General features: G+C 68.2%; 26 protein-coding genes and 1 pseudogene. 7 read left to right on the top strand and 20 right to left on the bottom strand.

Annotated features, from left to right (window positions below):
• Nucleotides 1-650: 650 nt before the first annotated feature.
• The gene (locus tag ACGF7Y_RS17315) at nucleotides 651-974 is read right to left on the bottom strand and encodes a hypothetical protein (RefSeq protein WP_393234725.1); all 324 of its coding nucleotides are present in this window, start codon (nucleotides 972-974) and stop codon (nucleotides 651-653) included.
• A gap of 753 nt (nucleotides 975-1727) precedes the next feature.
• Between ACGF7Y_RS17315 and ACGF7Y_RS17310 the strand changes: the two genes are divergently transcribed.
• Entirely contained in the window at nucleotides 1728-1958 is a 231-nt protein-coding gene (locus ACGF7Y_RS17310) for a hypothetical protein (RefSeq protein ID WP_393234722.1), read from the top strand.
• Nucleotides 1959-2258: 300 nt separating this feature from the next.
• On the top strand, nucleotides 2259-3188 hold the full coding sequence (locus tag ACGF7Y_RS17305) for an NAD-dependent epimerase/dehydratase family protein (protein WP_393234719.1): 930 nt from the start codon (nucleotides 2259-2261) through the stop codon (nucleotides 3186-3188).
• A gap of 2 nt (nucleotides 3189-3190) precedes the next feature.
• Here ACGF7Y_RS17305 and ACGF7Y_RS17300 read toward each other — a convergent pair whose 3' ends face one another.
• From ACGF7Y_RS17300 to rpsJ, 12 genes and pseudogenes are all read right to left on the bottom strand, one after another.
• Nucleotides 3191-4012, bottom strand: a complete 822-nt coding sequence (locus ACGF7Y_RS17300) for a phosphatase (RefSeq protein ID WP_393234716.1) — start codon at nucleotides 4010-4012, stop codon at nucleotides 3191-3193.
• A 214-nt stretch (nucleotides 4013-4226) separates the two neighbouring features.
• Nucleotides 4227-4475, bottom strand: a pseudogene (rpsQ, locus tag ACGF7Y_RS17295) (30S ribosomal protein S17); the annotation flags it as partial.
• A gap of 20 nt (nucleotides 4476-4495) precedes the next feature.
• Nucleotides 4496-4735 (bottom strand): 50S ribosomal protein L29, encoded by a 240-nt coding sequence (gene rpmC / locus ACGF7Y_RS17290; RefSeq protein ID WP_040864843.1) that lies wholly within the window; start codon nucleotides 4733-4735, stop codon nucleotides 4496-4498.
• Entirely contained in the window at nucleotides 4735-5151 is a 417-nt protein-coding gene (gene rplP, locus ACGF7Y_RS17285) for a 50S ribosomal protein L16 (RefSeq protein WP_040864842.1), read from the bottom strand. Before rplP ends, rpmC begins: the two co-directional genes overlap by 1 nt.
• A 3-nt stretch (nucleotides 5152-5154) precedes the next feature.
• Nucleotides 5155-5949, bottom strand: a complete 795-nt coding sequence (gene rpsC, locus ACGF7Y_RS17280; protein WP_040774085.1) for a 30S ribosomal protein S3 — start codon at nucleotides 5947-5949, stop codon at nucleotides 5155-5157.
• The gene (rplV, locus tag ACGF7Y_RS17275) at nucleotides 5950-6354 is read right to left on the bottom strand and encodes a 50S ribosomal protein L22 (RefSeq protein WP_040864841.1); all 405 of its coding nucleotides are present in this window, start codon (nucleotides 6352-6354) and stop codon (nucleotides 5950-5952) included.
• Nucleotides 6351-6632, bottom strand: coding sequence for a 30S ribosomal protein S19 (gene rpsS / locus ACGF7Y_RS17270; protein WP_039795442.1), 282 nt, complete (start codon nucleotides 6630-6632; stop codon nucleotides 6351-6353). Before rpsS ends, rplV begins: the two co-directional genes overlap by 4 nt.
• Nucleotides 6633-6647: 15 nt before the next feature.
• Nucleotides 6648-7484, bottom strand: a complete 837-nt coding sequence (rplB, locus tag ACGF7Y_RS17265) for a 50S ribosomal protein L2 (protein ID WP_040864840.1) — start codon at nucleotides 7482-7484, stop codon at nucleotides 6648-6650.
• 33 nt (nucleotides 7485-7517) lie between these two features.
• Entirely contained in the window at nucleotides 7518-7823 is a 306-nt protein-coding gene (rplW, locus tag ACGF7Y_RS17260) for a 50S ribosomal protein L23 (RefSeq protein WP_029923608.1), read from the bottom strand.
• Nucleotides 7820-8530, bottom strand: coding sequence for a 50S ribosomal protein L4 (gene rplD, locus ACGF7Y_RS17255; protein WP_357044534.1), 711 nt, complete (start codon nucleotides 8528-8530; stop codon nucleotides 7820-7822). Before rplD ends, rplW begins: the two co-directional genes overlap by 4 nt.
• Entirely contained in the window at nucleotides 8527-9192 is a 666-nt protein-coding gene (gene rplC / locus ACGF7Y_RS17250; protein ID WP_393234713.1) for a 50S ribosomal protein L3, read from the bottom strand. Before rplC ends, rplD begins: the two co-directional genes overlap by 4 nt.
• 14 nt (nucleotides 9193-9206) lie before the next feature.
• Nucleotides 9207-9512, bottom strand: coding sequence for a 30S ribosomal protein S10 (gene rpsJ / locus ACGF7Y_RS17245; RefSeq protein WP_003938093.1), 306 nt, complete (start codon nucleotides 9510-9512; stop codon nucleotides 9207-9209).
• A gap of 505 nt (nucleotides 9513-10017) precedes the next feature.
• Between rpsJ and ACGF7Y_RS17240 the strand changes: the two genes are divergently transcribed.
• Nucleotides 10018-10494 carry a hotdog fold domain-containing protein gene (locus ACGF7Y_RS17240; protein WP_357131276.1) on the top strand — a complete coding sequence of 159 codons (477 nt, stop codon included), beginning with the start codon at nucleotides 10018-10020 and terminating at the stop codon, nucleotides 10492-10494.
• Between the two features lie 53 nt (nucleotides 10495-10547).
• On the opposite strand, the gene ACGF7Y_RS17235 is transcribed toward ACGF7Y_RS17240, so the two are convergent.
• Genes ACGF7Y_RS17235 through ACGF7Y_RS17225 form a run of 3 tightly spaced genes read right to left on the bottom strand, consistent with a single transcriptional unit; the run spans nucleotide 10548 to nucleotide 13208 of the window.
• Nucleotides 10548-11201 carry an ATP-binding cassette domain-containing protein gene (locus ACGF7Y_RS17235; protein WP_393234711.1) on the bottom strand — a complete coding sequence of 218 codons (654 nt, stop codon included), beginning with the start codon at nucleotides 11199-11201 and terminating at the stop codon, nucleotides 10548-10550.
• A gap of 49 nt (nucleotides 11202-11250) precedes the next feature.
• Nucleotides 11251-12186 carry an esterase/lipase family protein gene (locus ACGF7Y_RS17230; protein ID WP_393234709.1) on the bottom strand — a complete coding sequence of 312 codons (936 nt, stop codon included), beginning with the start codon at nucleotides 12184-12186 and terminating at the stop codon, nucleotides 11251-11253.
• Nucleotides 12187-12203: 17 nt separating this feature from the next.
• On the bottom strand, nucleotides 12204-13208 hold the full coding sequence (locus ACGF7Y_RS17225) for an alpha/beta hydrolase (protein ID WP_393234707.1): 1005 nt from the start codon (nucleotides 13206-13208) through the stop codon (nucleotides 12204-12206).
• Between the two features lie 228 nt (nucleotides 13209-13436).
• On the opposite strand from ACGF7Y_RS17225, the gene ACGF7Y_RS17220 reads away from it, so the two are divergent.
• Nucleotides 13437-14633: a lycopene cyclase family protein gene (locus ACGF7Y_RS17220; RefSeq protein ID WP_393234705.1), complete on the top strand. Its 1197-nt coding sequence runs from the start codon at nucleotides 13437-13439 to the stop codon at nucleotides 14631-14633.
• Nucleotides 14634-14660: 27 nt separating this feature from the next.
• On the opposite strand, the gene ACGF7Y_RS17215 is transcribed toward ACGF7Y_RS17220, so the two are convergent.
• The 3 genes from ACGF7Y_RS17215 to ACGF7Y_RS17205 are packed head-to-tail and all read right to left on the bottom strand — an operon-like array spanning nucleotide 14661 to nucleotide 17340.
• A complete protein-coding gene (locus tag ACGF7Y_RS17215) occupies nucleotides 14661-15539 on the bottom strand; it encodes an ABC transporter permease (protein WP_393234702.1) in 879 nt (292 codons plus the stop codon).
• Nucleotides 15536-16360 carry an ABC transporter permease gene (locus ACGF7Y_RS17210; RefSeq protein WP_393234699.1) on the bottom strand — a complete coding sequence of 275 codons (825 nt, stop codon included), beginning with the start codon at nucleotides 16358-16360 and terminating at the stop codon, nucleotides 15536-15538. Before ACGF7Y_RS17210 ends, ACGF7Y_RS17215 begins: the two co-directional genes overlap by 4 nt.
• The gene (locus tag ACGF7Y_RS17205) at nucleotides 16357-17340 is read right to left on the bottom strand and encodes an ATP-binding cassette domain-containing protein (RefSeq protein ID WP_357131259.1); all 984 of its coding nucleotides are present in this window, start codon (nucleotides 17338-17340) and stop codon (nucleotides 16357-16359) included. The genes ACGF7Y_RS17210 and ACGF7Y_RS17205 overlap by 4 nt, the downstream gene beginning before the upstream one ends.
• Nucleotides 17341-17704: 364 nt before the next feature.
• Between ACGF7Y_RS17205 and ACGF7Y_RS17200 the strand changes: the two genes are divergently transcribed.
• Entirely contained in the window at nucleotides 17705-19231 is a 1527-nt protein-coding gene (locus ACGF7Y_RS17200; protein ID WP_393235151.1) for an aldehyde dehydrogenase family protein, read from the top strand.
• Nucleotides 19232-19240: 9 nt separating this feature from the next.
• Here the strand turns inward: ACGF7Y_RS17200 and ACGF7Y_RS17195 are convergent, their stop codons facing one another.
• The gene (locus ACGF7Y_RS17195; protein ID WP_393234697.1) at nucleotides 19241-20479 is read right to left on the bottom strand and encodes a TetR/AcrR family transcriptional regulator; all 1239 of its coding nucleotides are present in this window, start codon (nucleotides 20477-20479) and stop codon (nucleotides 19241-19243) included.
• Nucleotides 20480-20606: 127 nt separating this feature from the next.
• Here ACGF7Y_RS17195 and ACGF7Y_RS17190 point away from each other — a divergent pair, with 127 nt between their 5' ends.
• Both ACGF7Y_RS17190 and ACGF7Y_RS17185 read left to right on the top strand, forming a co-directional pair.
• Nucleotides 20607-21413: an enoyl-CoA hydratase-related protein gene (locus ACGF7Y_RS17190; protein ID WP_393234695.1), complete on the top strand. Its 807-nt coding sequence runs from the start codon at nucleotides 20607-20609 to the stop codon at nucleotides 21411-21413.
• 49 nt (nucleotides 21414-21462) lie between these two features.
• Nucleotides 21463-22488: an SDR family oxidoreductase gene (locus ACGF7Y_RS17185; protein ID WP_393234693.1), complete on the top strand. Its 1026-nt coding sequence runs from the start codon at nucleotides 21463-21465 to the stop codon at nucleotides 22486-22488.
• Nucleotides 22489-22492 lie beyond the last annotated feature (4 nt).

Genomic DNA, 22492 nt, shown 5'->3' with positions numbered 1-22492 from the left:
TGCGCATGCGGACATGTGCCTATGCCGGTTCGACCCTCCGAATCCGCTTCTCCTGGTGCGCATTCGATGTTCTCAGATCGCTCGGGTCGCCGTCTCACTATAAGTAGATGTATACGTATAGCGCAAGACCTGAGACGCCGCCGATCCCGCGGTTCACCGGGGAGCCGCTCGACTAAACGCCCCGCCCCACCGGGTGTCCGTGTTCGAGATACCGTGAACGGCCGTCGAGGTACGCCAGGTGGGCTCGCCGCACCCGCCGGGCCAACCGCGGGATCACGTAGTCATCCCGGTCGGCGATCGAAATCCACTGCCAGGCATCGAGTTCCGACTCTTGCAATCGGATGGCACGCTCGTCGGCACCGAGGTCACCCGACCTCCACCACCCAGCCGACCACGGAAGATCTCGGTCATGGTTCGCCGCGAACCGGTGCACGGGAACCACCTCGCCGCGCCAGGCGGTAGACGGCTCGTCCAGGCCCTCGTTCGCGCGTCATCGCCGCCAGAAGGCGATCCCGGCGAAGGGAGTGTTCCGCCCGGCAGTAGGCGGCGTCCGAAATAGCCGGTAGCCAACCGGCACTGCCCGCCAAGCCATCGCCCTCAAACGGAGGCGGCCCGCCGGTACGGGACAGGCGGGCCGTCGTGTGTCGATCTCAGGAGCCGAAGCCGGTGTTCGATCCCAGTTCAGCGGTGGCGTCGAGGTCGGCGGCGACCCGGGCCGGCTTGTTCCTGATGCCCTGTATGGCATCGGGCCCCCGCGCCAGGCGCAGCGGTGCGCCGGGACGGCCGACGGTGGCAAGGACCGCGGCGGCGGGTTTGGCGAAACCGGTGCGGAACGCGCCGGGTTCGACGATGAGTACCTGGATGCCCAGCGGATTCACCTCTTGGGCAAGGGCTTCGCGGTCGGCAGCCGAACAAGGCCCATCACCTGTCCAGCGGCGCAACGACGTGGAAGGCACAAGGCTCGCACGAGTCATCGTGTAGCAGGGTTCGGCAACGGAAAGTTGTCGCGAGGCAACTGCAACGCGCCACACGTGTCCGGAGGGCGTCAGAATGAGCAGTCGGTCTGCCGACCCGCCCAGCCTCCTTTCAGGAACCGCACGATCGCGCAGAACACCTCCTCCTGAATAGAGGCCACGGGCGCTGCGTTGTGCACCTCGGATGGCGCCGGTACAGCGCCCGCGGGTCCGGCGACGGCGGCCGGGGACAGAAGCGCGCTCGTGAGCGCAGCGGCAAGGACAAAGTTCTTCACATCATCTCCCTGAGAACAGACTTCTTCATCAGCATTCCCACCCAAACCTCGGCCGGGAAGCAAACCGGTTGCAGAGTCGGCTGCAGGAAGCTGCACCGGCGTCTACTGACAAACGAAAATCATGCCGAAAGAGGTTCCGGTCGTGACACAGTGCAGGTTCCTGCACCAAGCGCTGCACGAAGCTGCACCAGCCCGGATCCGCCACACCCCGACAGCCGTTCGCAACGGAAACAGCTTGCGCCCCAGCGCGTGGTTTCCGCTGGTAGAAGCGCCGTAGAGAATTCCGGAAGCACGATATCCATGTGGCTCCGAGTGGTGCAGCAGCAGATCGCGTATGCCCTGAACCTATCGGCACGGCCGGGTGCATTCTGCTAATTGTTGCAGGGCGAACAAACACTCTCCGTGGCGCGAGAACTTTCGACGTCGTGATACCGCGCGCCGAGCCGCTCTCGCACCGCAATCAGCGAAGGATTCATCAATGTCATTCACCAAGCTGCTCGGCGCAGGCATCACCGCGCTGGCTTTCGGAGCAGTCCTCAGCGCAGGTCATGCCGTGGCCGAACCGTTGACGCCCGCACCGGTGGTCGCGCCCGGCGAGCCCGCACCCGGCGGGGTATCGACCGGCAGTTCGCTCATCGACCTGAGTTCGCTACTGCGCCAGCTGCAATGCGGCTCGGCCGCCCAATGCCCACTGCCGCCTGTGGCGTAGCAGGGATCCGCCCGGGCGGCCTGGTGCCGGCTCTGGCCACCTTGCCGCCCGGCGCTCTGCGACTTTATCAATTCAGCCGGTGGCGCTCTGATTCGCGACGATCTGGTCGTTGGCGGACGCAACGAAGCCGGGTACACAACATGGTTGCAGGAACTACGGGCTCGGGGTGTGCACTCCCTTCCACGCCTACGACAGACTCAGCGAGACATTCCGCCCCGCCGAACGCAGGTTCTAGCGCGTCGGGCGATCGGTGACCCAGCCCGGGCAACAGCGACTCCTGCTCGGTGACAAGATCGTGTGGTGCGCGTTCTCGTCACCGGAGCCAACGGCTATATCGGCCGGAAGGTCATCGATCTGCTGGGTAGGGCCGGGCACGAACCGATCGCGATGGTTCGCGGGAACACGTCATCTCCGCGGGTGACGACTCGCGTCGCCGACCTGTTGGACGAGGCCGGGCTGCGCGATGCGCTGGACGGCGTGGACGCGGTCTGCCACCTGGCCGGGCTGACTCGCGCTCGCGAGTCGACAGCCGATCCGCTCCGGTACTTCCGGGTCAATACCGGCGGGACCGTCGCCTTGCTGGAAGCGATGGCCGCTGCCGGAGTCTCGCGGATCGTCTTCGCCTCGACCGGCTCGATCTACGGGGCTCCACAGCGCCAGCCGATGACGGAGCGCCTGCCCGACGCGCCCCCGCACCCGTATGCCGCGAGCAAGCTGGCGGCCGAGTGGGCGATCCGAGCACAAGCGGGCGCCGGGCGCTTGTCCGCAACCGTACTGCGCTTGATGAACGTAGCCGGTGGCGCGGACCCCGATCCCACGCGCTTGATTCCCCGGACAGTCGCGGCCGCGATGAAGCACTCGGTACTGGAGATCAACGGCGACGGCAGCGCGGTTCGCGACTACCTGCATATCGACGACGCCGCAGCCGCTTTCGCCGCATGTCTCGAGAACACGCCGACGCCGGGCGGGGCCGAGCAATACATCATCGGTAGCGGCCACGGCAGCAGCATTCTCGACGTCGTAGCCGCCGTCGAGCGGCGGACCGGCAAGCGAATTCGCTTGATACACCGGCCATCGGCGCCAGAACCGGCCGCACTGATCAGCGATCCCGCCAAAGCGGCTTCCGAATTAGGTTGGTCGCCGCGATATTCCGACCTCGGGACCATCGTCCGTGACACGTGCGACGCGGCCCGCGACGACGAACGGGGCGACGCGCCCGAACCCGGCTGAGGTCACCGGCCCAGCTTCGCGCGGGCGAGCAGATAAGCGGTCAACGGCTGGTAATGGTCGGGGTGAACGCCGTCGTCGAGCGGAACCGTGACGGCGATCTTTCCCTCGGCCTGCCCGGCGAACAGCGCGGGATCGTTGCTATCGGCGAATCCGACGGTGTCGATGCCGGCATCGCCGGCCGCACCGGCCCAGCCGTGGTCCGCGATGACCAGGTCGGGCCAGGGGCCGGACGCGGTGTCGCGCAACTCCCGCAGCACCGCCCGCATCGGGTGCGGGTCGTGAGTGTGTTTCAGCAGGCCGTCGGTGCCGAGCGCCGCAACGGCCGAGGTGTAGACGATTTCGCGGTGCTGCGACCCGAAGGGCGTAGCGACTCGGTAGGACCATCCCGCGGCAGGCGCGAGTACCACGCACCCCGCGGCCCGCAGCGCGTCCTCGACCGCGCGGTAGACGCCCAGGAGCGTATCCGGGTGCCCGGTCGCCAGCAGCACGGTCTCCCGACGGCGCGCCGCGACCCCGATCCGCGCCCCCATCGCGTCGAGCGCGTCGAGCGTCAGATCGACGTCGATGGTGTCCGCACCCCGCACATGACGAGGATCGGGGCTGACCCCGCAGAGCCGAGCCATCATCTCCAGGGTTTCGGCGAACGTCCAATCCTTCAGCGTCAGCCCGAATTGGTACCCCGGGTCCTTCCGCACCATCTTGCGGTAATTCGCGAGATTCCCCTCCCGAGGCGTCGCGACATCCCCCGCGATCCGCGTCCTCAGCAGATGCTCCCGCAGCAGCGCTCGGTCATCGGGCCGGCCGGGTCGAGTCCCATATGCCACCGCTCACACCTCCACATCGGCCTTCGCTCGCCGTATCGGTCAGGCCACGAGCCTGCTTGCGGCGTGCTCGATCGGTGCACGCAACACATCCACGACAGTACCCATCGAGGGGTACTCCACCGCGATTCCGTGGAATTCGGACACGCCCGGACACGGCGAAGGCCCGCCTCCCGAAACGGGAGGCGGGCCTTCGAGTTTCACGCCGTGGAAAGGCTTACTTGGCCCTCTCCAGGACCTCGACCAGACGCCAGCGCTTGGTGGCCGACAGCGGACGGGTCTCCATCAGCTGAACGCGGTCGCCGATGCCGGCGATCTCGTTCTCGTCATGCGCCTTCACCTTCGAGGTGGTGCGAATGATCTTGCCGTAGAGCGGGTGCCGATGGCGGTCTTCCAGCTCGACGACGATCGTCTTGTTCATCTTGTCCGAGACAACGTAGCCGACACGCACCTTGCGGGTGCCGCGCTGCCCTTCTACTTTGTCGCTCATGCGGCATCTCCCTTGCCAGCGGGTCCGGTGGCCAGACCGAGCTCGCGCTCACGCATGACCGTGTAGATGCGCGCGATCTCGTGACGGACGACGCGCAGACGACGGTTGTTGTCCAGCTGACCCGTCGCCATCTGGAAGCGCAGGTTGAACAGCTCTTCCTTGGAGTCGCGCAGCTTGGCCACCAACTCCTCTTCGGTGAGCTCGCGGAGCTCTGCGGCCGGTGTTCCGGTAGCCATCAGAACTGCTCCTCCCTGGTCACGATCCTGCACTTCATCGGGAGCTTGTGCATCGCGCGGCGCAGGGCCTCACGAGCGGTCTCCTCGTTCGGGTAGCTCATCTCGAACATCACGCGACCGGGCTTGACGTTCGCGACCCACCACTCCGGCGAACCCTTACCGGAACCCATGCGGGTCTCGGCGGGCTTCTTGGTCAGCGGGCGATCCGGGTAGATGTTGATCCAGATCTTGCCGCCACGGCGGATGTGGCGAGTCATCGCGATACGCGCCGACTCGATCTGCCGGTTGGTGACGTACGCCGGCTCCAGCGCCTGGATGCCGAATTCGCCGAACGCCACCGAGGTGCCGCCCTTGGCCATGCCGGAACGACCCGGGTGATGCTGCTTGCGGTGCTTCACCTTGCGAGGCATCAGCATGCGTCAGCCCTCCTGTGTCTCTGCCGGCGCGTCGGCCACCGCGGTGGCGGCGCGCCCGGCCTCGGTGCTGGTCGCGGTGGTGCCTGCGGAACCGGACCGACGCGGACGGCTCGGCCGCTCCCGGCGCGGACGCTCGGGCGCGGCGGCAGCGGCGGCGAGCTCACGCTTGCCACCGACGATGTCGCCCTTGTAGATCCAGACCTTCACGCCGATGCGACCGAAGGTGGTCTTGGCCTCGTAGAGGCCGTAGTCGATGTCGGCGCGCAGCGTGTGCAGCGGCACCCGACCCTCGCGGTAGAACTCCGAGCGCGACATCTCGGCGCCACCGAGGCGGCCCGAGCACTGCACACGGATGCCCTTGACGTTCGGCGAACGCATGGCCGACTGGATGGCCTTGCGCATCGCGCGACGGAACGCCACACGGTTGGACAGCTGCTCCGCGACGGCCTGGGCGACCAGCTGCGCATCCGACTCGGGGTTCTTCACCTCGAGGATGTTCAGCTGCACCTGCTTGCCGGTGAGCTTCTCCAGCTCGGCGCGGATGCGGTCGGCCTCGGCGCCGCGGCGGCCGATCACGATGCCGGGACGCGCGGTGTGGATGTCCACCCGAACGCGGTCACGGGTGCGCTCGATCTCGACCTTGGAGATGCCTGCCCGCTCCATGCCGGTGGCCAGGAGCTTGCGGATCGCGACGTCTTCCTTCACGTAGTCCGCGTACTGCTTGTCCGCGTACCAGCGCGACTTCCAGTCGGTGGTGATACCGAGGCGGAAGCCGTGGGGATTGATCTTCTGTCCCATTTACTTTGCCCCTCCCTTCCGGCGGTTACGAGTGGATCCACCGGCGGTGGGGATGCTCTCGACCTCGATGGTGATGTGGCTGGTGCGCTTGCGGATGCGGAACGCACGGCCCTGGGCACGCGGCTGGAACCGCTTCAGGGTCGTACCCTCATCGACGTAGGCGGTCGAGATGACCAGCGTGGCCGGGTTCAGGCCGAGGTTGTTCTCGGCGTTGGCGGCGGCACTGGCGACGACCTTGGCGACCGGCTCGCTCGCGGCCTGGGGCGCGAACTTCAGCAGGGCGAGGGCGTCCTCGACGCGCTTGCCGCGGACCAGGTCCACGACACGGCGTGCCTTCATCGGGGTGACGCGAACGTGCTTGGCGGTCGCGCGCGCAGTCGGGTTCTGAGTCTCAGTCGTCGTCATCGCCGCTTGCTCTTCCGGTCTTCCTTGACGTGGCTCTTGAACGTCCTGGTCGGCGCGAACTCACCGAGCTTGTGCCCGACCATGTTGTCCGAGACGAACACCGGCACGTGCTTGCGGCCGTCGTGCACCGCGAACGTGTGCCCGATGAAATCGGGGATGATGGTCGAACGACGCGACCAGGTCTTGATGACCTGCTTGGTGCCCTTCTCGTTCTGCACGTCCACCTTCGCGAGGAGGTGGTCGTCGACAAACGGGCCTTTCTTGAGGCTGCGTGGCATTTCTTACCTCCTCCTTCAGCGCTTCTTGCCGGTCTTGCGACGGCGGACGATGAGCTTGTCGCTCGGACGGTTGGGCTTGCGGGTGCGGCCTTCCGGCTGACCCCACGGCGAGACCGGGTGGCGACCACCGGAGGTCTTGCCCTCACCACCACCATGCGGGTGGTCGACCGGGTTCATGACGACACCACGGACCGTGGGGCGGCGACCCTTCCAGCGCATACGGCCGGCCTTACCCCAGTTGATGTTCGACTGCTCGGCATTGCCGACCTCGCCGACGGTGGCGCGGCAGCGCACGTCGACGCGGCGGATCTCACCGGAGGGCATACGCAGCGTGGCGTAGGGGCCTTCCTTACCGAGCAGCTGGATGCTCATGCCGGCCGAGCGGGCCAGCTTGGCGCCGCCGCCCGGACGCAGCTCCACCGCGTGGATGGTGGTACCGGTCGGGATGTTGCGCAGCGGCAGGTTGTTGCCCGGCTTGATGTCGGCCGTCGGGCCGGACTCGATGCGGGTGCCCTGCGTCACGCCCTTGGGGGCGATGATGTAGCGCTTCTCGCCGTCCACGAAGTGCAGCAGCGCGATGTTCGCGGTGCGGTTCGGGTCGTACTCGATGTGCGCGACCTTGGCCGGGATGCCGTCTTTGTCCAAACGACGGAAGTCGATCAGACGGTAGGCGCGCTTGTGCCCGCCACCGCGGTGCCGGGTGGTGATCCGGCCGTGGGCGTTGCGGCCGCCGGACTTGGACAGCGGGCGCAGCAGCGACTTCTCCGGGGTCGACCGGGTGATCTCGGCGAAGTCCGAGACGCTGGCGCCACGACGGCCCGGCGTAGTCGGCTTGTACTTACGGATTGCCATGAGTTCTTCTCTACTTTCTGGATTCCCGAGCGCTTACGCGACCGGGCCTCCGAAGATCTCGATGGGCTTGCTGTCGGCCGAGATGGTCACGAGCGCGCGCTTGGTGCTCTTGCGCTTGCCGTAACCGAAGCGGGTCCGCTTGCGCTTGCCCTGACGGTTGGCGGTGTTGACGCTGGTCACCTTCACACCGAAGACCTTCTCCACGGCGATCTTGATCTGCGTCTTGTTCGAGTCCGGGTGCACCAGGAAGGTGTAGGTGCCTTCCTCGATCAGTCCATAGGACTTCTCGGAGATGACCGGCGCCAGCAGAATGTCGCGGGGGTCGGCGATGGTGGTCACTTGCTCTCCTCCTGTGCAATCGCCGCAGCGTCCTGCGGGGACTCCGCGGGGCCGTGCACGAACGCGTTGAGCGCCTCGACGCTGAACACCACGTCGTCACTGTTGAGGACGTCGTAGGTGTTGAGCTGGTCGGGGGCGATCGGGTGCACGTTCTGCAGGTTCGCCAGGCTCTTCCACGCGGCGACGTCCTCGCGGCCCACCACGACCAGGAACTTCTTGCGGTCCGACAACTCGGCCAGGAAGCTCTTGGCGGTCTTGGTGGACGGGGTCTGGCCGGCCACCAGTTCGGTGATCACGTGGATGCGCTCGTTGCGAGCCCGGTCGGACAGGGCGCCACGCAGGGCGGCGGCCTTCATCTTCTTGGGCAGGCGCTGGGTGTAGTCGCGCGGCTGCGGGCCGTGCACGGTGCCACCACCGGCGAACTGCGGCGCGCGGGTCGAACCCTGGCGGGCGCGGCCGGTGCCCTTCTGCCGGTACGGCTTCTTGCCGCCACCGGAGACCTGGCCACGCGTCTTGGTCGCGTGCGTGCCCTGGCGGGCCGCGGCCTGCTGGGCCACGACGACCTGGTGCATCAGCGCGATGTTGGCTGTCACGTCGAAGATCTCCGCGGGGAGATCGACGGTGCCGTTGGTCTTGCCGCCGATCTCCTTGACCGGCAGCGTCAGATTCGCGGACTTCTTCTCAGTGTTCACAGCTGAGCTGGTCATGCGTGCGCACCACCCTTCACGGCGCTCTTGACGATCACGACGCCGCCCTTGCGACCCGGGATCGCTCCCTTGATCAGCAGCAGGCCGTTCTCGGCGTCGACCTTGTGCACCGAGAGGTTCTGCGTGGTGACCCGGTCGTTACCCATCCGGCCCGACATGCGCATGCCCTTGAACACGCGGCCGGGGGTGGCGCAGCCACCGATCGAACCCGGACGACGGTGCACGGCCTGCGCACCGTGCGAGGCGCCCTGGCCACGGAAGCCGTGGCGCTTCATGGTGCCCGCGAAGCCCTTGCCCTTGCTGGTGCCGGTGACGTCGACGTAGCTGCCCTCTTCGAACACGTCGGCGCTGATCTCCTGGCCGACCTCGAAGGTGGAGGCGTCCGCGACGCGGATCTCGGCGACATGGCGGCGCGGGGTGACGCCGGCCTTGGCGAACTGTCCGGAGACCGGCTTGTTCACCTTGCGCGGGTCGATGGCGCCGAAAGCGATCTGGACGGCGCTGTAGCCGTCGCGCTCCTCGGTGCGGATCTGGGTGACGACGTTCGGCCCGGCCTTGATGACGGTCACGGGAACGACGCGGTTCTTGTCGTCGAAGACCTGGGTCATGCCGAGCTTGGTGCCCAGGATGCCGGCGGCCGGCCTGTTCTTGTTGTCAGTCATGTCTCGAGTCCCCGTCACTGAATGTTGACGTCGACGCTGGCCGGCAGGTCGATGCGCATGAGCGCGTCCACCGTCTTCGGCGTCGGGTCGAGGATGTCGATGAGGCGCTTGTGCGTACGCATCTCGAAGTGCTCGCGCGAGTCCTTGTACTTGTGCGGCGAACGGATGACGCAGTACACGTTCTTCTCGGTCGGCAACGGCACCGGGCCGACGACGCGTGCCCCGGTGCGGGTCACCGTCTCCACGATCTTGCGCGCCGATGCGTCGATCGCCTCGTGGTCATAGGCCTTGAGCCTGATGCGGATCTTTTGTCCCGCCACGCTAAGTGTCCTTTTCTCCGCTTTCCTTCGTGATCCGGAAGCCGGCTACGCCGGTCCACTGGACCACCCTCATTTGCACAGCCCGAACACACGAAGACGTCCCAGCCCGAGTGGATCAGGCCCATGGGGCAGCCTGCGTAATTACGCACGGCCCCGGTCGGGCCAGATCCGACACAGTGGAGACTCACGACCGGGCATGCCCGATCCTCGCCGCTGTTCATCTGTCATGGTTCTCCGGTCCACGCGGTCGGGCGTGTCGCCCGTCCGCTCATTCCTCGGCCTCGGATCGCACTGCGTCTCAGACCTGGAACACTGTCCCGGACGTACCCACGCCGGAAACCCGGCGAGGTACACGATGGGGTACTGCTCGCCCCGCCCGACCACCCGTTTCACAGGGAAACAGACATGGCCCGGTGCAGGGCAACCCGAACAGTATGCACGACCCCCGGGAGTCACTTCAAATCGGTGGGGTGTCGAGAAACTTACTTTTGAGTAAGATACGCGTATGGCGAAAGAAACCGCGACCTACCGCGGGTGGAAGAAGCTGCCCGACAACCGGCTGGGGCACGCCCTGTTCTCGCTCGGGATGGTGGCTCGGGTGCCCTACTTCGGCACCGTGTTGCCGAACGTGGTCCGGCTCGAACCGGGGCTGTGCGAGGTGACCTCGCCGAAGTGGTTCGGAATCCACAATCATCTGGGCACTTTCCACGCCATCGCGGCGTGCAATCTGGCCGAGGTCGCCATGGGCATGCTCAGCGAGGCGACGGTGCCTTCGACGCACCGATGGATTCCCAAGGCGATGAACGTGCGGTACCTGGCCAAAGCCGAGACCGCGCTGCGGGCCGTCGCGAAGCTGCCGGAACTCCCGGATTTCGCGACTGTCACCGAGGGCCGCGAGATCGTGGTGCCGGTCTCGATCTACGACAAGCACGGCCTGGAGGTCGTGCACGCCGATATCACCACCTGGGTCACGCCCAAGTAGTCACGAGGCCACGGTCGGCGCGCGAAAGCCGCGGATGCGCCGGAATCGAGCCTTCACGCGGTAGCGACGACTCGACCGTGATGGATGCGCAGAATCTCCTCCGCGCATCCGGCGAGGTCCTCTTCGGCACAAGCCGAAACGACGATCGTCATACCCTGCTGGGCGAGGGCTCGCAGCATTCCGGACAGATAGCGCCGACCTTCGTCGTCCAAATCGGCCATCGGGTTGTCCAGCACGAGCGCGGCGGTACCGGCGGCCAGCGCTCCGGCCAGCCCCAGCCACTTCTTCTCGCTCCGAGAGAGACGGAGAACGGGCGTCGGAGACGAACCCGTCAAACGTGCGAGATGCAATGCCCGATCGACGAGTTCGCCGGCCGCGGCTCCGGTGTGACCGGCGATTTTCGCCGAATACTCCACCACTTCCCTGATCGACCAGGTCTCGGCGCCTTCGTACACGTCGGGAACCCAGCCGACCCTGGATCGGACCACCCATGGTTCGACGCTCGGATCGGCGTCCTCCACGCGCAAATGTCCTCGGTGCGGCCGCAATCGACCGGCGAGCATCGACAACAGGGTCGTCTTTCCCGCGCCGTTCGGTCCGACCACGCCGGTGACTCGGCCCGCGGGAGCACGGAATGTCACGTCGTCGACCACGACGACTCCCGCGAATTCGCGGCGCAGGCCCTCACAGGTAATGCCGAGACCCACCGCGGTTCTCCATCTTCGTCTCGAATGATCGTGTCCGGCCCGGTCTGGATCAGCAGGGCAACGCTCGCTGGTCTCCGGCGAGCGCGGAGAGCACGGCGGCGGCGGCGCGCGGGTCTTCCAGCATGCCGCTGTGGTCGGCGGTGTTGCCGGGGCATCCGTCCTGTAGCCAGACGTTGCGATCGGCGGCGGAGGGCGCGGCGAGCACGGCGGTGTCCTGCGGCGTGATCACCCGGTCGGCGCGGGAGGCGATGGCCGCGTACCGGACACCGGGCACGGTCTCGCCTCCCGCGTTCAGCCGGTTCAGCAGCGGTGACCCGACCACCTGCTGTTGCCCCGGAGTTCCGAAGACCTGGGCCGCGATCTGCGCGTTGCCCAGGCCGAGTGCGGCCAGATCCGGGTAGCCCGCGCGCAAACCGTCCCAGGTCGTGCCCCGGTACGGGGTGCCGAGCGTCACCACTCGGGACACCGCCTCCGCGCCGCGAGCGCGCAGGTACTGCCGGATCACGGTGCCGCCGGTGGAGTGACCGACCAGCGCCACCCGGCTCGCCCCCGTCTTCTCCCGCACCGACCGCACGACTTCGGCGAGTTCGCCCGCCATCCGATCGATGTCGGCCACGCCGTAGACCGCGCGACCCAGCAATGCCGCACCGATCGGCCCGATGCCGGTGGAACTGGAGCCGGTCTGCCCGCTCACCGCGTCGACCACACCCGGAGCGGCACCGAGGTTCGCCGCGAAAACACAATGCCCCTCGGCCCGGATGGCGGGCGCGAGCAGGGGGAAACTGCGGCCGATATCGGTACCCGAGCCGTGCACGAGCACCACCGGCTCCGGCCGTGCCCCGGTGGGCCTGCACGACCAATCGTTGGCGCCGTCCAGCGCCGGTGTCTCTGGGGCGGCGCCCGCGCTCGGCGCGTGCGACAGTGCCGCGCAGGCCGCGACCAACAGCAGACCGGCGACGCGCGCGGCCCGGGAGCGAATAGGCATCTCTTTTTCCCGACGAATCAGATTCCCAATGGACCGGCGAGAGTCAGCCACGAGTCCTTCAGCGCGTCCTCCCAATAGCCCCAGGAATGAGTGCCTTCCGGGCGGAAGTTGTATCGCGCCGGAATGCCGAGGCTGTCCAGCCGGTCTTTCATGTTGTGCGAGCAATAATTGGTGGCCGCCTCGATGACGCCGCCGACCACTAGTTGATTGGCGAAACCCCACGGACCGTTCAGCGAGTATTTCCCGCCGTACTGGTCGTAGACACCGGGCATGCCATTCCCACTGGCGATGTAGATAGATTTGCCGCGCAGACCCTCGGCCTGCACGTACGGATCGTTGGCCACCCATTGCCGGTCGCCCGCGGGCCCCCACATGTTGTCCATTTCCGCGAGACCCCATTCCTCGACCGTCAGCCGGACGAACTCGCGGCCGACCGGATCGCTGGTCTGCGCGCAACCGCTGTAGGCGGCCACGCTGGTGAACAGATCACCCGTGGTCGCGGCGAGCGCGAGGGTCGTGGTCCCCGACATCGAGAATCCCGCGAGGGCGTTGCGCCCGCTGGTCCCGAGGTACGAGTCGATCAGCGGAGGCAGTTCGCTGCTCAGGAAGGTCTTCCACTTCTGGCGTCCCAGCCTGGCGTCGTCCTTCTGCCAGTCCGCGTAATAACTGAACATGCCGCCGATCGGCGTGACCGCGTGCACGTTCTTGTCCGCGAGGAATTGCATCGCATCGGTCTTCGTGGCCCAGGTGGAGCCGTCGACGCCACCGGCCGCACCGAGCAGCAGATACAACACCGGCCGGGGAACGCTCGTGTCCGCGGCGCGCTGCACTTCCACCGGGATATCGAGATCCATGGCGGCGGAATGCACCGTCAATGTCAGGCTCCGCGCATCGTGCTCCCGCACGGAAACGATGGAAGACTCCGCGGGCGTCGCTTGCGCCGACACCGAAACCATTGCCGATGCGACGACGCCGACGACGGCCGCCGACAACACCAGCCGGCGGAGGTGGCTTCCTCTCATGACTCCCCTTATCCCGAATCCCGGAACGCGTCGCGTTCCGAGCCCAGGCTATGGTGCGCGTCGAGCCGATTCACGACTGAAGTTGCTGGGCCACCGATTCTGGGGGCATGCGCGAAAACGCGATTCCCACCGGCTCGACTCGATCCGGAAAATGCGAGACCCGAATTACTTGGGCTCGCACGCCGCGAATAGTTGCGCTCGCATCGGCCGAGCGGATTGAATGCCGGTATGGGTGTCAGCGCGGGCCGGGAAGTCGATGTGTGCGTGGTCGGGCTCGGCCCCACCGGGCGGGCGCTCGCGCACCGCGCCATGCGCGCCGGGTTGTCGGTGACCGCGATCGACCCCCGCCCCGATCGGCTGTGGCCGCCCACGTTCTCCTGCTGGGTCGACGAGCTGCCGGAGTGGCTGCCGTCCACCGCCATCGCGACCACCATCCCCGCGCCCACGGTCTGGACGAAGACCGCGCATCGCATCGACCGACCCTATTGCGTGTTGTCCAAGCCGGGCCTGCACGCGGCGCTGCCGCTCGACGACGCCACGGTCGTCGCGGGCCGCGCCACCAGGGTGGACGCGCGCGAGGTCGAGCTCGCCGACGGCACGGTGCACCGGGCGAGCGCGGTGTTCGACACCCGCGGGCTGCCCACGCTCGGCCGCCGCCGGGCCGCGAGCGCGCACGGCATCTTCGTCGACGCCGAGACGGCCGCGCCGATGATCGGCGAGGGCGAGGGCTTGCTGCTGGACTGGCGGCCGGAGAACGGCGCGGGGCCGCAGGAGCCGCCGTCGTTCCTCTACGCGGTGCCGCTCGGCGACGGAACGGTGATCTTCGAGGAGACCAGCCTCGGCCTGCGGGGCGGCATGCCGCAGCACGAACTGCGCAAACGCACGCTCCACCGGCTCGCCGCGCACGGCATCCGGCTCACCGGCGCCGAACCCAGCGAGGCGGCGCACTATCCGCTCGACCAGCCGCCGCCACAGCGCGGCGCGGCGCGCGCGATCCCGTTCGGTTCACGCGGCGGCATGATGCACCCCTGCACGGGGTACAGCGTCGCCGACTCACTGGCGCTGGTCGACACGGCGGTCACCGCGCTGCGACAGGGCCGCGACCCGGTCGCCGCGCTGTGGCCGCCGCGCGCGCGACTGGTGTATTGGATGCGGATGCGCGGCCTCTACGGCCTCGGCCGGCTCACCACCGAACAGTCCATCGCCATGTTCGACGCGTTCTTCACCGCCTCGCCGCGCGGCCAGCGCGCCCTGCTGACCGCGCACGACGACTACGCCGCCCTTGGCGCGGTGCTGTTCGGCACGGTCGCGCACACCTGGCCGTTCCGCTGGCGCTACGACCTGGTCGGCTGGACCAATCGGGACCGCTGGCTGGACTACGACTTCGCCGAACCGCGGGAAGAGGCCGTGCGCCGGACCCGGTGACCGGGCCGGCACGTGGCACACAGGCGGCTAGGGCCCCGTCTCCGCGGCCCGCCGGTATCCCCGGACCGCGGGGTAGGCGAAGACCACGATCATCCCGATCGTCCAGGCGAGCGTCTTGGTCAGCGGCTCTGCCACCGCCCCGCCGTAGGACAACCCGCGCATCGCGTCGATGGCGCAACTCATCGGCTGATTCGCCACCACGTCCTGCAACCAGACCGGGTAGGCGAAGACCGGGACGAACCCCGAGTTGAAGAACATCAGCAGCGTGCTGATCATGCCGATGATGTTCACCAGCATCACGCCCTCGGACACGGTGGCCAGCGCGGTGACCAGGACGGCGAACGCGACTCCGAACAGCACCGGGATGCCGATCAGCGCCAGCGCCGCGACCGGCCCCTGACCGAACCGGAAACCGAGCAGCAGACCGACTGCCACGACGAAAACCGTGGTCACCAGGACGCGGATGGCCTCGGCGAGCAGGCGTCCGGTGAATCCGGCCGCACGGTGCACCGGCATCGTCCAGAACCGGCCGAGCAGCCCGGTCATCTTCTCGGTCTTGAAGCCGAGGGCGCTGACCACGGCACCGGACATCGCCGCGACCAAGGTCAACAGCGGGACCGTGCCGTACACGGCGGGCATGCCGGTGGCTCCGGAGACGGGCTTGTTCAGCACGATGTAGAACATCACCAAGGTCAGCGCGGGATACACCAGCGTCTGGATTGTCGTCGCCGGATCACGCGCCCAGACCAGCAGCAGTCGCTTGCACTGGATCAGGCTCTGCGCCACCCAGGTGACCAGCGACCCTTCCGGCCGCGCCCGGACGACGGGCAGCGGTTCGGTCGCGCGGGACTCGGGCTCCTCGGCCCGGTCGGCGGTGCGCTCCACGGTCGATTCCACCGAACTCATGACCGCCTCACACTCGCCCAGATCGCCAGCGGGACGAACGCCGCCGCCAGCCCGATCACCCACACCAGCGGAACCCACAGCACCTGCCAGGTCACCCCGTCGGCCGCCATGTCGCGCAAGGCGAAGGAGAACTGGGAGATCGGCTGATTGCGCACGAACGGGCGAATCCACTCCGGGAAGTTGCGTTCCGGCACGAACCCGCAGGAGAGCATGCCGAAGATCAGCGTCGGCAGGGTCAGCGCCTGGCTCAGCGATTCCGGACTCTTGGTCAGACTGCCGAGCCCGTCGGCGCCGATCGCGAGCACCGTGCCGACCGCGAGGGAGAACGCGCAGAACAGCACGGCCTGGCCGACACCTGCGACGAAGCGGAAGCCGATCAGATGCCCGAACAGCACCGCCGCGGTGAGCGAGGTGACCGACCGGACCAGACCGGCGCAGATACGTGAGGTGAAGGGCACCAGGATCCCGATCGGCATGGTTTGCAGGCGGGTGCTCAAGCCGGTCATCGCCTCGAAGGCGGCCAGTTGCGCGTTCGACATCATGGTGAAGGCCATGGTCTGCAACACGATGATCGGCATGACGTACTGGGCGTAGTCGACGCCCTGGATCTTCATCACGTAGCGCAGCGGCAGGTAGAAACCGAGGGTGAAGATCAGCGGCGTGACCATCGCGACGATCAGCTCGCCCTTGGTCGCCATGGTGCGGACGATGCGGCCGGTCAGCGCGCGCCACTGGGCGAACGACGACAGCCGCGCCGCGGGGAGTTCGGCGAACAACGTCACATCGGCCTGGACGTGCTCCGGGGCTGTCGCAGCGGTCACGCGTGGCCGCCCGAATGGCCGGTGATGGACAGGAACACGTCGTCGAGCGAGGGGCGGCGCAGCGCGATGTCGGCCAGGTCGACGCCGGCGCTGTCGAGCCTGCGCAGCGCCTCGGTCAACGTGGCGGCGCCCTCCGGAGCCGGGATGGACAGGCGGTCGCCGCCGTTCAGGTCGGCCAGCACCGCGGACGGCACCAGATCGCCCAGCGCGTACGCGGCGGTGCGCAGCTTCTTCGGATCCAGCGGAACGACCTCGCAGTAGCTGCCGCCGGTCTTCTCCTTGAGCTCGTCGGCGGTGCCCTCGGCGATGACCGTGCCCTTGTCGATCACGATGATGTTGTCGCTGAGGACGTCGGCCTCCTCCAGGTACTGCGTGGTCAGCAGCACCGTGATGCCCTGCGTCTTCAGCGCGGTCACCAGGTCCCAGACGCCCTGCCTGCTGCGCGGGTCGAGGCCGGTGGTCGGCTCGTCCAGGAACACCACCTCGGGGCGCACCACCAGTCCGCACGCGATGTCGACGCGGCGGCGCATGCCGCCAGAGTAGTGGCGCACGGCGCGGCGGCCCGCGCTCACCAAGTCGAATTCCTCCAGCAGGGTGTCGGCACGCTTGCGGGCCGCGGCCTTGCCCAAGCCCATCAGCCTGCCGAACAGCTCGAGGTTCTCCCGCCCGGAGAGGTTCTCGTCCAGCGCCGCGTACTGACCGGTCATCATGATCGAGCGGCGCACGCCGGCCGGGTCCTTCAGCACGTCGTACCCGGCGACGACGGCGGTGCCGGAGTCGGGGCGCAGCAGCGTGGAGAGCACCTTCACCATGGTCGTCTTGCCCGCGCCGTTGGGCCCCAGGATGCCGAGGACGGAGGCGCGTTCGGCGACGAAGCTGACGCCTTGCAGTGCATGCACATCGCCGAACGACTTGCGGACGTCCGTTGCCCGGACCGCTGGGTCACCCGCATGCGAATCTGCTTGGTTGGAACTCGGCATCAACTCTCCACTATCGGCCGGTGCGGCGACCAGGTCGCCCGAGCGCAGGCGCACGCTCGGATTGGTGATCCGTCGCGCTCGGCGTGATGTTACCGGCCCGATCGCGCGGGGCTTCGCGTCGCGCGCGGTACCCGCAGCAGCGTGCGCCCATTGTGTCCTTACTCACATTTCTCGCTGCCCGTCGGCCGCGCAAGGGATCCACGCTGGTGAGCGCGATCCGGTGCGGCCGTGAGCCGACGGCCGAGCCTTGTCGGCCCGCCGCGCCAGACCATAGTCTGCTTCGCGGGGGAAAACACTCACTCGTCCGCGGCTGTGGGCCCGTTCAGTGGTCCGCACGCCGGTTTCGACACTGCGAGAGGTGATCATGGCCGAGTCCGCGCAGCCACGATTGGCGGCGCGTCCGGGAGGAACGGGCCGAACGAACGTGCTGACGTCCTATGATCCGCGCACCGGCGAGGTCGTGGGCAACTACGCCGTAATGGGTGCGGCCGAGCTGAATCGCGCGGTGCGCGCGGCTCGCTCGGCCGAAAAATGGTGGACGGAGCTGGGTTTCAGCAACCGGAAGCGGTGGCTGCTGGATTGGAAACGCGAAATCGCCCGGCGCTCCGGTGAATTGGTCTCCCTACTGTGCGAGGAAACCGGGAAGCCGGAGGCGGACGCCGCGATCGAGGTGATGCTCGCGGTGGAGAACCTGGACTGGGCCGCGCGCAACGCAGGCCGCGCGCTGGACCGGCGGCGCATCGGTTCCAGCTGGCTCACCCGCAACCAGCGGGCCTCGGTCGGCTATCTGCCGCTCGGCGTCGTCGGTGTGCTCGGCCCGTGGAACAACCCCGTGTTCACCCCGATGGGCTCGATCGCCTACGCGATGGCGGCGGGCAACGCCGTGGTGTTCAAGCCGCACGAACTGACCACCGGCGTCGGCGTGTGGCTGGCCGACAGCTGGTCCCGGCTCGCGCCGAACCAACCGGTGCTGCAAGTGGTCACGGGAGACAAGGCCACCGGTACGGCGCTGTGCCGGGCGAAGGTCGACAAGATCGCCTACGCCGGTTCCGAGGCGGACGCGCGCGAGGTGATCTCGGTGTGCGCGCAGACCATGACGCCGGTCGTGGTGGAGCGCAGCGGCAAGGGCAGCATGGTCGTGCACGTCGACGCCAAACTGGACGACGCCGCCGAGGCCGCCGTGTTCGGGGCGATGGCCAACGCCGGGCAGAACGCCACCGGCATCCAGCGGGCCTACGTCGCCCAGTCGGTGTACGACCGCTTCCTCGACCTGGTCGCGGAGCAGGCCCGCAGGCTGCGGCCGGGCGCGGACCGGAAGGCGTCCTACGGCCCGATGATCATGGAGTCGCAGGTCGACGTGGTGCGCAGACAGGTGCGCGACGCGGTGGCCCGCGGCGGCCGCGCGGTGGTCGGCGGGCTGGACTCGATCCGCGACCCCTACATCGAACCGATCGTGCTGGCCGAAGTGCCGGAGGAGAGCATCGCGATCACGGGCGAGGGCATCGGCCCGGTGCTCATCGTGAACAAGGTGGCGAGCATGGACGAAGCCGCCGACCGGATCAACGCGGTCGGCACCGATGTCGCGGTGTCGGTGTTCACCAGAGACGTGCACGAGATCGAGGCGTTCGCCGAGCAACTGCGCGCCGGGGTGGTGACCATCAACTCCTCGACCGCCTACGCGGGCATTCCCGCCCTGCCCTTCGGCGGAGTGGGCGAATACGGCCAGGGCCACAGCCACGGCGACCAGGGATTGCGGGAGTTCAGCCGGACCCTGGCCATCACCCGCAAGCGGTACCAGGCGCCGGTGAACCTGTCCACGTTCGATCGGCATCCGCGCCATCTCCGCGTGGCCAGGGCGATCTTCCGGATCCGGCACGGCCGCCGTCCCTGACGCGGACGGCTAGTCGAGCAGCACCGCGTCCATGAGCGCGGTGACCCTGGCCAATTGCGCGGGGCGGGAATCGAATCGGATCAGCCTGCCCACATCGATCACCTGACTGATGGCGGCGTGCACGCGGAAGCGCGCCTCCACCGAGTCGCCGTCCAGCAGGTTGGCCCACTCCAGCACGTTCTGCCGCTGAATGGCGCGCAGCTTGTGCTGCTCGGACTGCGGCAGATTGCCGAACTCGGCGTAGTAGACCGCCATGATCTCCGGCATGGCGAAACTCAATCTGGCGTAGCGGTCGGCCACGCGCCGCGCGGCGTCGGGCCGGCTCGTCGCCTCGGCCAGCGCCTCGGTGATCGCGATGGCCAGCCGATCGCCGGTGCGATGGAACGCCGCGGCGAGCAGGTCGGCCTTGCTCGCGAAGTACCGATACACGCTGGAGGCGTTGATGCCGACGGCGGCGCCGATCTCCTCGATGCTCGCCTCGTGGTAGCCCTGCCTGCCGAAGATCCGGATGGCCTCGGTGAGCAGCTGTTCACGCTTGGAGGTGACCGGGATGCCGCGCACGGGCGGTGCGGGATCCGGTTCGACCGGGGCGGGAGGCAGTTCGGTGCGCAGGATGGCCCAGGACATCCGGTGCAGCAGCGGAAGCAGCCGAGCGCTGGACAGCGCGGTGCGGTGCGCGGCGATGCTGGCGATGGCGCTGAGCACGCCCGCGGCCAGCATCGCCACGTCCGCGGGCGGGGCCTCGGGTCGCAGCAGCGCGATCGGCGCCGCGAGGGTGTTGTTCAGATCGTCGTAGATCTTCCTGATCCGGATTCGGTCATCGCGCTCGAGATAGCGCCGTTCCCAGCGGTAGAGGCCGGCCTCGCGGCGGATCTCGACGGTGTGCTCGCTGATCGCGCGGATCAGCGCGTCCGCGCGCCGCACCGGGTCCAGCCGGATGTCGTCGGCCGACTCGGCGACGGTCAGCAGGTGCCGCGCGCCCTCTTCGGCGGCCGCGACCAGCAGCGCGTACTTGTTCGTGAAGTGCCGGTAGAGGGCCGGACCGGAGATGCCGACCTCCGCGGCGATCTCGTCCACGCCCACCGGGTAGTACCCGCGTTCGCTGAAGGCGCGCGCGGCCGCCCGGATGATCTGGACCTTGCGGTCCTTCGGACGCCGACGTACCGACGGCGCGCCCTCGGCGCCCGTCCTGCTGCCCGGTTCGGGGCGCGCGGGAGCGAGGTCGACCTCGCTGCGATCCGCGACCATGCACCTCTCCGTTCTCCGGCGGCGCTGGTTGACAGCGCCCGATACTGGAACCTAAGTTAACCACAATTCGCAAAGTTAACCACTATTCACGGCCTGGCGTCCGCCGAATTGCAGCGTAGGAGCGAACATGAGCAACAACGATTCCGCGGTCCCTGCCGCCGCCAAGTTCACGGCGGTCCAGGACGGCAAGGTGCTCCGGGTCACGATCACCAACCCGAAGCGGAAGAACGCCATCGACTACGACACCATGGTCGCGCTCGGCGATGCCTTCCGCGCGGCGGCCGAGGACCGCGCGGTGCGGGCGATCGTACTCACCGGCGAGGGCGGCGATTTCTGCACCGGCGCCGATCTGTCGGCGAGCGCGGACGAGGCGCAACGGGGCATCACCTCGGACATGGTCATGGACGCGGCGAACCGGCTGGTGCGCGCCATCGTGGACGCGCCGGTGCCGGTGATCACGCGCATCCGGGGCGCCGCGGCGGGCGTCGGCGTCGGCATCGCGCTGGCCGCCGACCTGGTCTACGCGAGCGAGGACTCCTATCTGCTGCTGGCCTTCATCAACATCGGCTTGATGCCCGACGGCGGCGCGGCCGCGCTGGTCGCAGCGGCGGCGGGCCGCCCGCTGGCGGCGCGGATGGCACTGCTCGGCGAGCGGCTGCCCGCCCGGGATGCCGCGACCGCCGGGCTGTTCACCGCGGTCGTGCCCGACGCCGAACTCGATGCCGCGGTCGAGGCCGGGGTCGAGAAGATCGCGACCGGTCCGCGCCGCGCGCTGGAGCTCACCAAGCAGGCGCTGAACCAGGCCACGCTGGCCGCGCTGGACACGGCCCTGGCCGCGGAGAAGGCGGGCCAGACCGAGTTGCTGCGCTCCCCCGATTTCCTGGAGGGCGCCACCGCGATGCTCACCAAGCGCAGGCCCGTCTTCGCCGACTGATCCGGCCCGCCGGAACGTAGCACCCGGCAGGCGACTATGTTCATCGGCTATGACTTACCTGGTTACCGGGGCAACTGGGTTCATCGGTCGGTTCCTCATCCCCGAGCTGCTGAAACGCGAGGGTGACATCCATGTGCTGGTCCGGCCGGGCGACGCCTCGGCCGACCGGTTCGCCTGCTGCGCGCAGGAATGGGCGGGCGGCGACCGCGTCCGTCCGGTGCGCGGCGATCTGGGCGCCCCGGGGCTGGGCATCGACCCGACCTGGCTGGCCCGGCATCGCGGCGCCATCGAGCACGTCTTCCATCTCGCCGCCGGCTACGACCTGACCGAGCGCGGCGGCGGCACCAGGCACCTGGTCGACGTCGCCGAGGAGCTGCGGGCCGAACTGCTGCACCACGTCTCGACCGTGGAGGTGGCCGGGTCCAGCGAGGGCCTGTTCACCGAGGACATGTTCGATCACGGCCAAGTGCTCACCACACCAGCGCAACAAGCGAGGTTCGAGGCCGAGCGAATCGTGCGCGACTCGGCGCTGCGCTGGCGTATCTACCGGCCCTCGATCGTGATCGGGCATTCCAGGACCGGCGAGATCGACCGCATCGACGGCCCGTACTACTTCTTCCGGCTGCTGCGCATGGCCGCGCAGCTGCCCCGGCTGCTGCCGGTGCTGGTGCCCGAGCTGGGCGAGACCAACATGGTTCCGGTGGATTTCGTCGCCCGCGCCCTCGACCACATCGCGCATCGCTCCGGCTCGGACAAGACCACCTACCACCTGGTGGATCCGCGCAGGCAGAGCGCGGTGGACGCGCTGAACCTGTTCGCCGACGAGGCGGGCGCGCCACACCTGGTGGAGGTCGTGCCCAAGCGCACGCTGAACATGATCTTGCGCGTTCCCGGCGCGAACTGGCTGCTGCCCCGGGTGGGCGTGCCGCTGGACGTTCTGGAGCACAGCGAATTCACCTGCTGGTTCGACTGCAGGCACACCAGCGCGGCGCTGGCGGGCACCGACATCCGGGTGCCGCCGTTGGACGCCTACGCACCGCGGATCTGGAAGTACTGGATCGAGAACTGGGTCTGATCGG

Origin of the sequence: Nocardia sp. NPDC047654 (assembly GCF_043205035.1) — a bacterium.
In the GTDB taxonomy this organism is placed as follows: Bacteria; Actinomycetota; Actinomycetes; order Mycobacteriales; family Mycobacteriaceae; genus Nocardia.
This window is presented reverse-complemented; position numbering and strand designations above follow the sequence as displayed.

What these genes read in the sequence shown, in the direction of transcription:
- rpsS (WP_039795442.1), bottom strand. Translation starts at nt 6,632, where the DNA reads ATGCCACGCAGCCTCAAGAAAGGCCCGTTTGTCGACGACCACCTCCTC.
- ACGF7Y_RS17310 (WP_393234722.1), top strand. Translation starts at nt 1,728, where the DNA reads ATGTCATTCACCAAGCTGCTCGGCGCAGGCATCACCGCGCTGGCTTTC.
- rpmC (WP_040864843.1), bottom strand. Translation starts at nt 4,735, where the DNA reads ATGGCTACCGGAACACCGGCCGCAGAGCTCCGCGAGCTCACCGAAGAG.
- ACGF7Y_RS17230 (WP_393234709.1), bottom strand. Translation starts at nt 12,186, where the DNA reads ATGCCTATTCGCTCCCGGGCCGCGCGCGTCGCCGGTCTGCTGTTGGTC.
- rpsC (WP_040774085.1), bottom strand. Translation starts at nt 5,949, where the DNA reads ATGGGACAGAAGATCAATCCCCACGGCTTCCGCCTCGGTATCACCACC.
- ACGF7Y_RS17225 (WP_393234707.1), bottom strand. Translation starts at nt 13,208, where the DNA reads ATGAGAGGAAGCCACCTCCGCCGGCTGGTGTTGTCGGCGGCCGTCGTC.
- rplV (WP_040864841.1), bottom strand. Translation starts at nt 6,354, where the DNA reads ATGACGACGACTGAGACTCAGAACCCGACTGCGCGCGCGACCGCCAAG.
- ACGF7Y_RS17240 (WP_357131276.1), top strand. Translation starts at nt 10,018, where the DNA reads ATGGCGAAAGAAACCGCGACCTACCGCGGGTGGAAGAAGCTGCCCGAC.
- rplB (WP_040864840.1), bottom strand. Translation starts at nt 7,484, where the DNA reads ATGGCAATCCGTAAGTACAAGCCGACTACGCCGGGCCGTCGTGGCGCC.
- rplP (WP_040864842.1), bottom strand. Translation starts at nt 5,151, where the DNA reads ATGCTGATGCCTCGCAAGGTGAAGCACCGCAAGCAGCATCACCCGGGT.
- ACGF7Y_RS17195 (WP_393234697.1), bottom strand. Translation starts at nt 20,479, where the DNA reads ATGGTCGCGGATCGCAGCGAGGTCGACCTCGCTCCCGCGCGCCCCGAA.
- rplC (WP_393234713.1), bottom strand. Translation starts at nt 9,192, where the DNA reads ATGACTGACAACAAGAACAGGCCGGCCGCCGGCATCCTGGGCACCAAG.
- ACGF7Y_RS17215 (WP_393234702.1), bottom strand. Translation starts at nt 15,539, where the DNA reads ATGAGTTCGGTGGAATCGACCGTGGAGCGCACCGCCGACCGGGCCGAG.
- ACGF7Y_RS17220 (WP_393234705.1), top strand. Translation starts at nt 13,437, where the DNA reads ATGGGTGTCAGCGCGGGCCGGGAAGTCGATGTGTGCGTGGTCGGGCTC.
- ACGF7Y_RS17315 (WP_393234725.1), bottom strand. Translation starts at nt 974, where the DNA reads ATGACTCGTGCGAGCCTTGTGCCTTCCACGTCGTTGCGCCGCTGGACA.
- ACGF7Y_RS17200 (WP_393235151.1), top strand. Translation starts at nt 17,705, where the DNA reads ATGGCCGAGTCCGCGCAGCCACGATTGGCGGCGCGTCCGGGAGGAACG.
- ACGF7Y_RS17190 (WP_393234695.1), top strand. Translation starts at nt 20,607, where the DNA reads ATGAGCAACAACGATTCCGCGGTCCCTGCCGCCGCCAAGTTCACGGCG.
- ACGF7Y_RS17185 (WP_393234693.1), top strand. Translation starts at nt 21,463, where the DNA reads ATGACTTACCTGGTTACCGGGGCAACTGGGTTCATCGGTCGGTTCCTC.
- ACGF7Y_RS17205 (WP_357131259.1), bottom strand. Translation starts at nt 17,340, where the DNA reads ATGCCGAGTTCCAACCAAGCAGATTCGCATGCGGGTGACCCAGCGGTC.
- rplD (WP_357044534.1), bottom strand. Translation starts at nt 8,530, where the DNA reads ATGACCAGCTCAGCTGTGAACACTGAGAAGAAGTCCGCGAATCTGACG.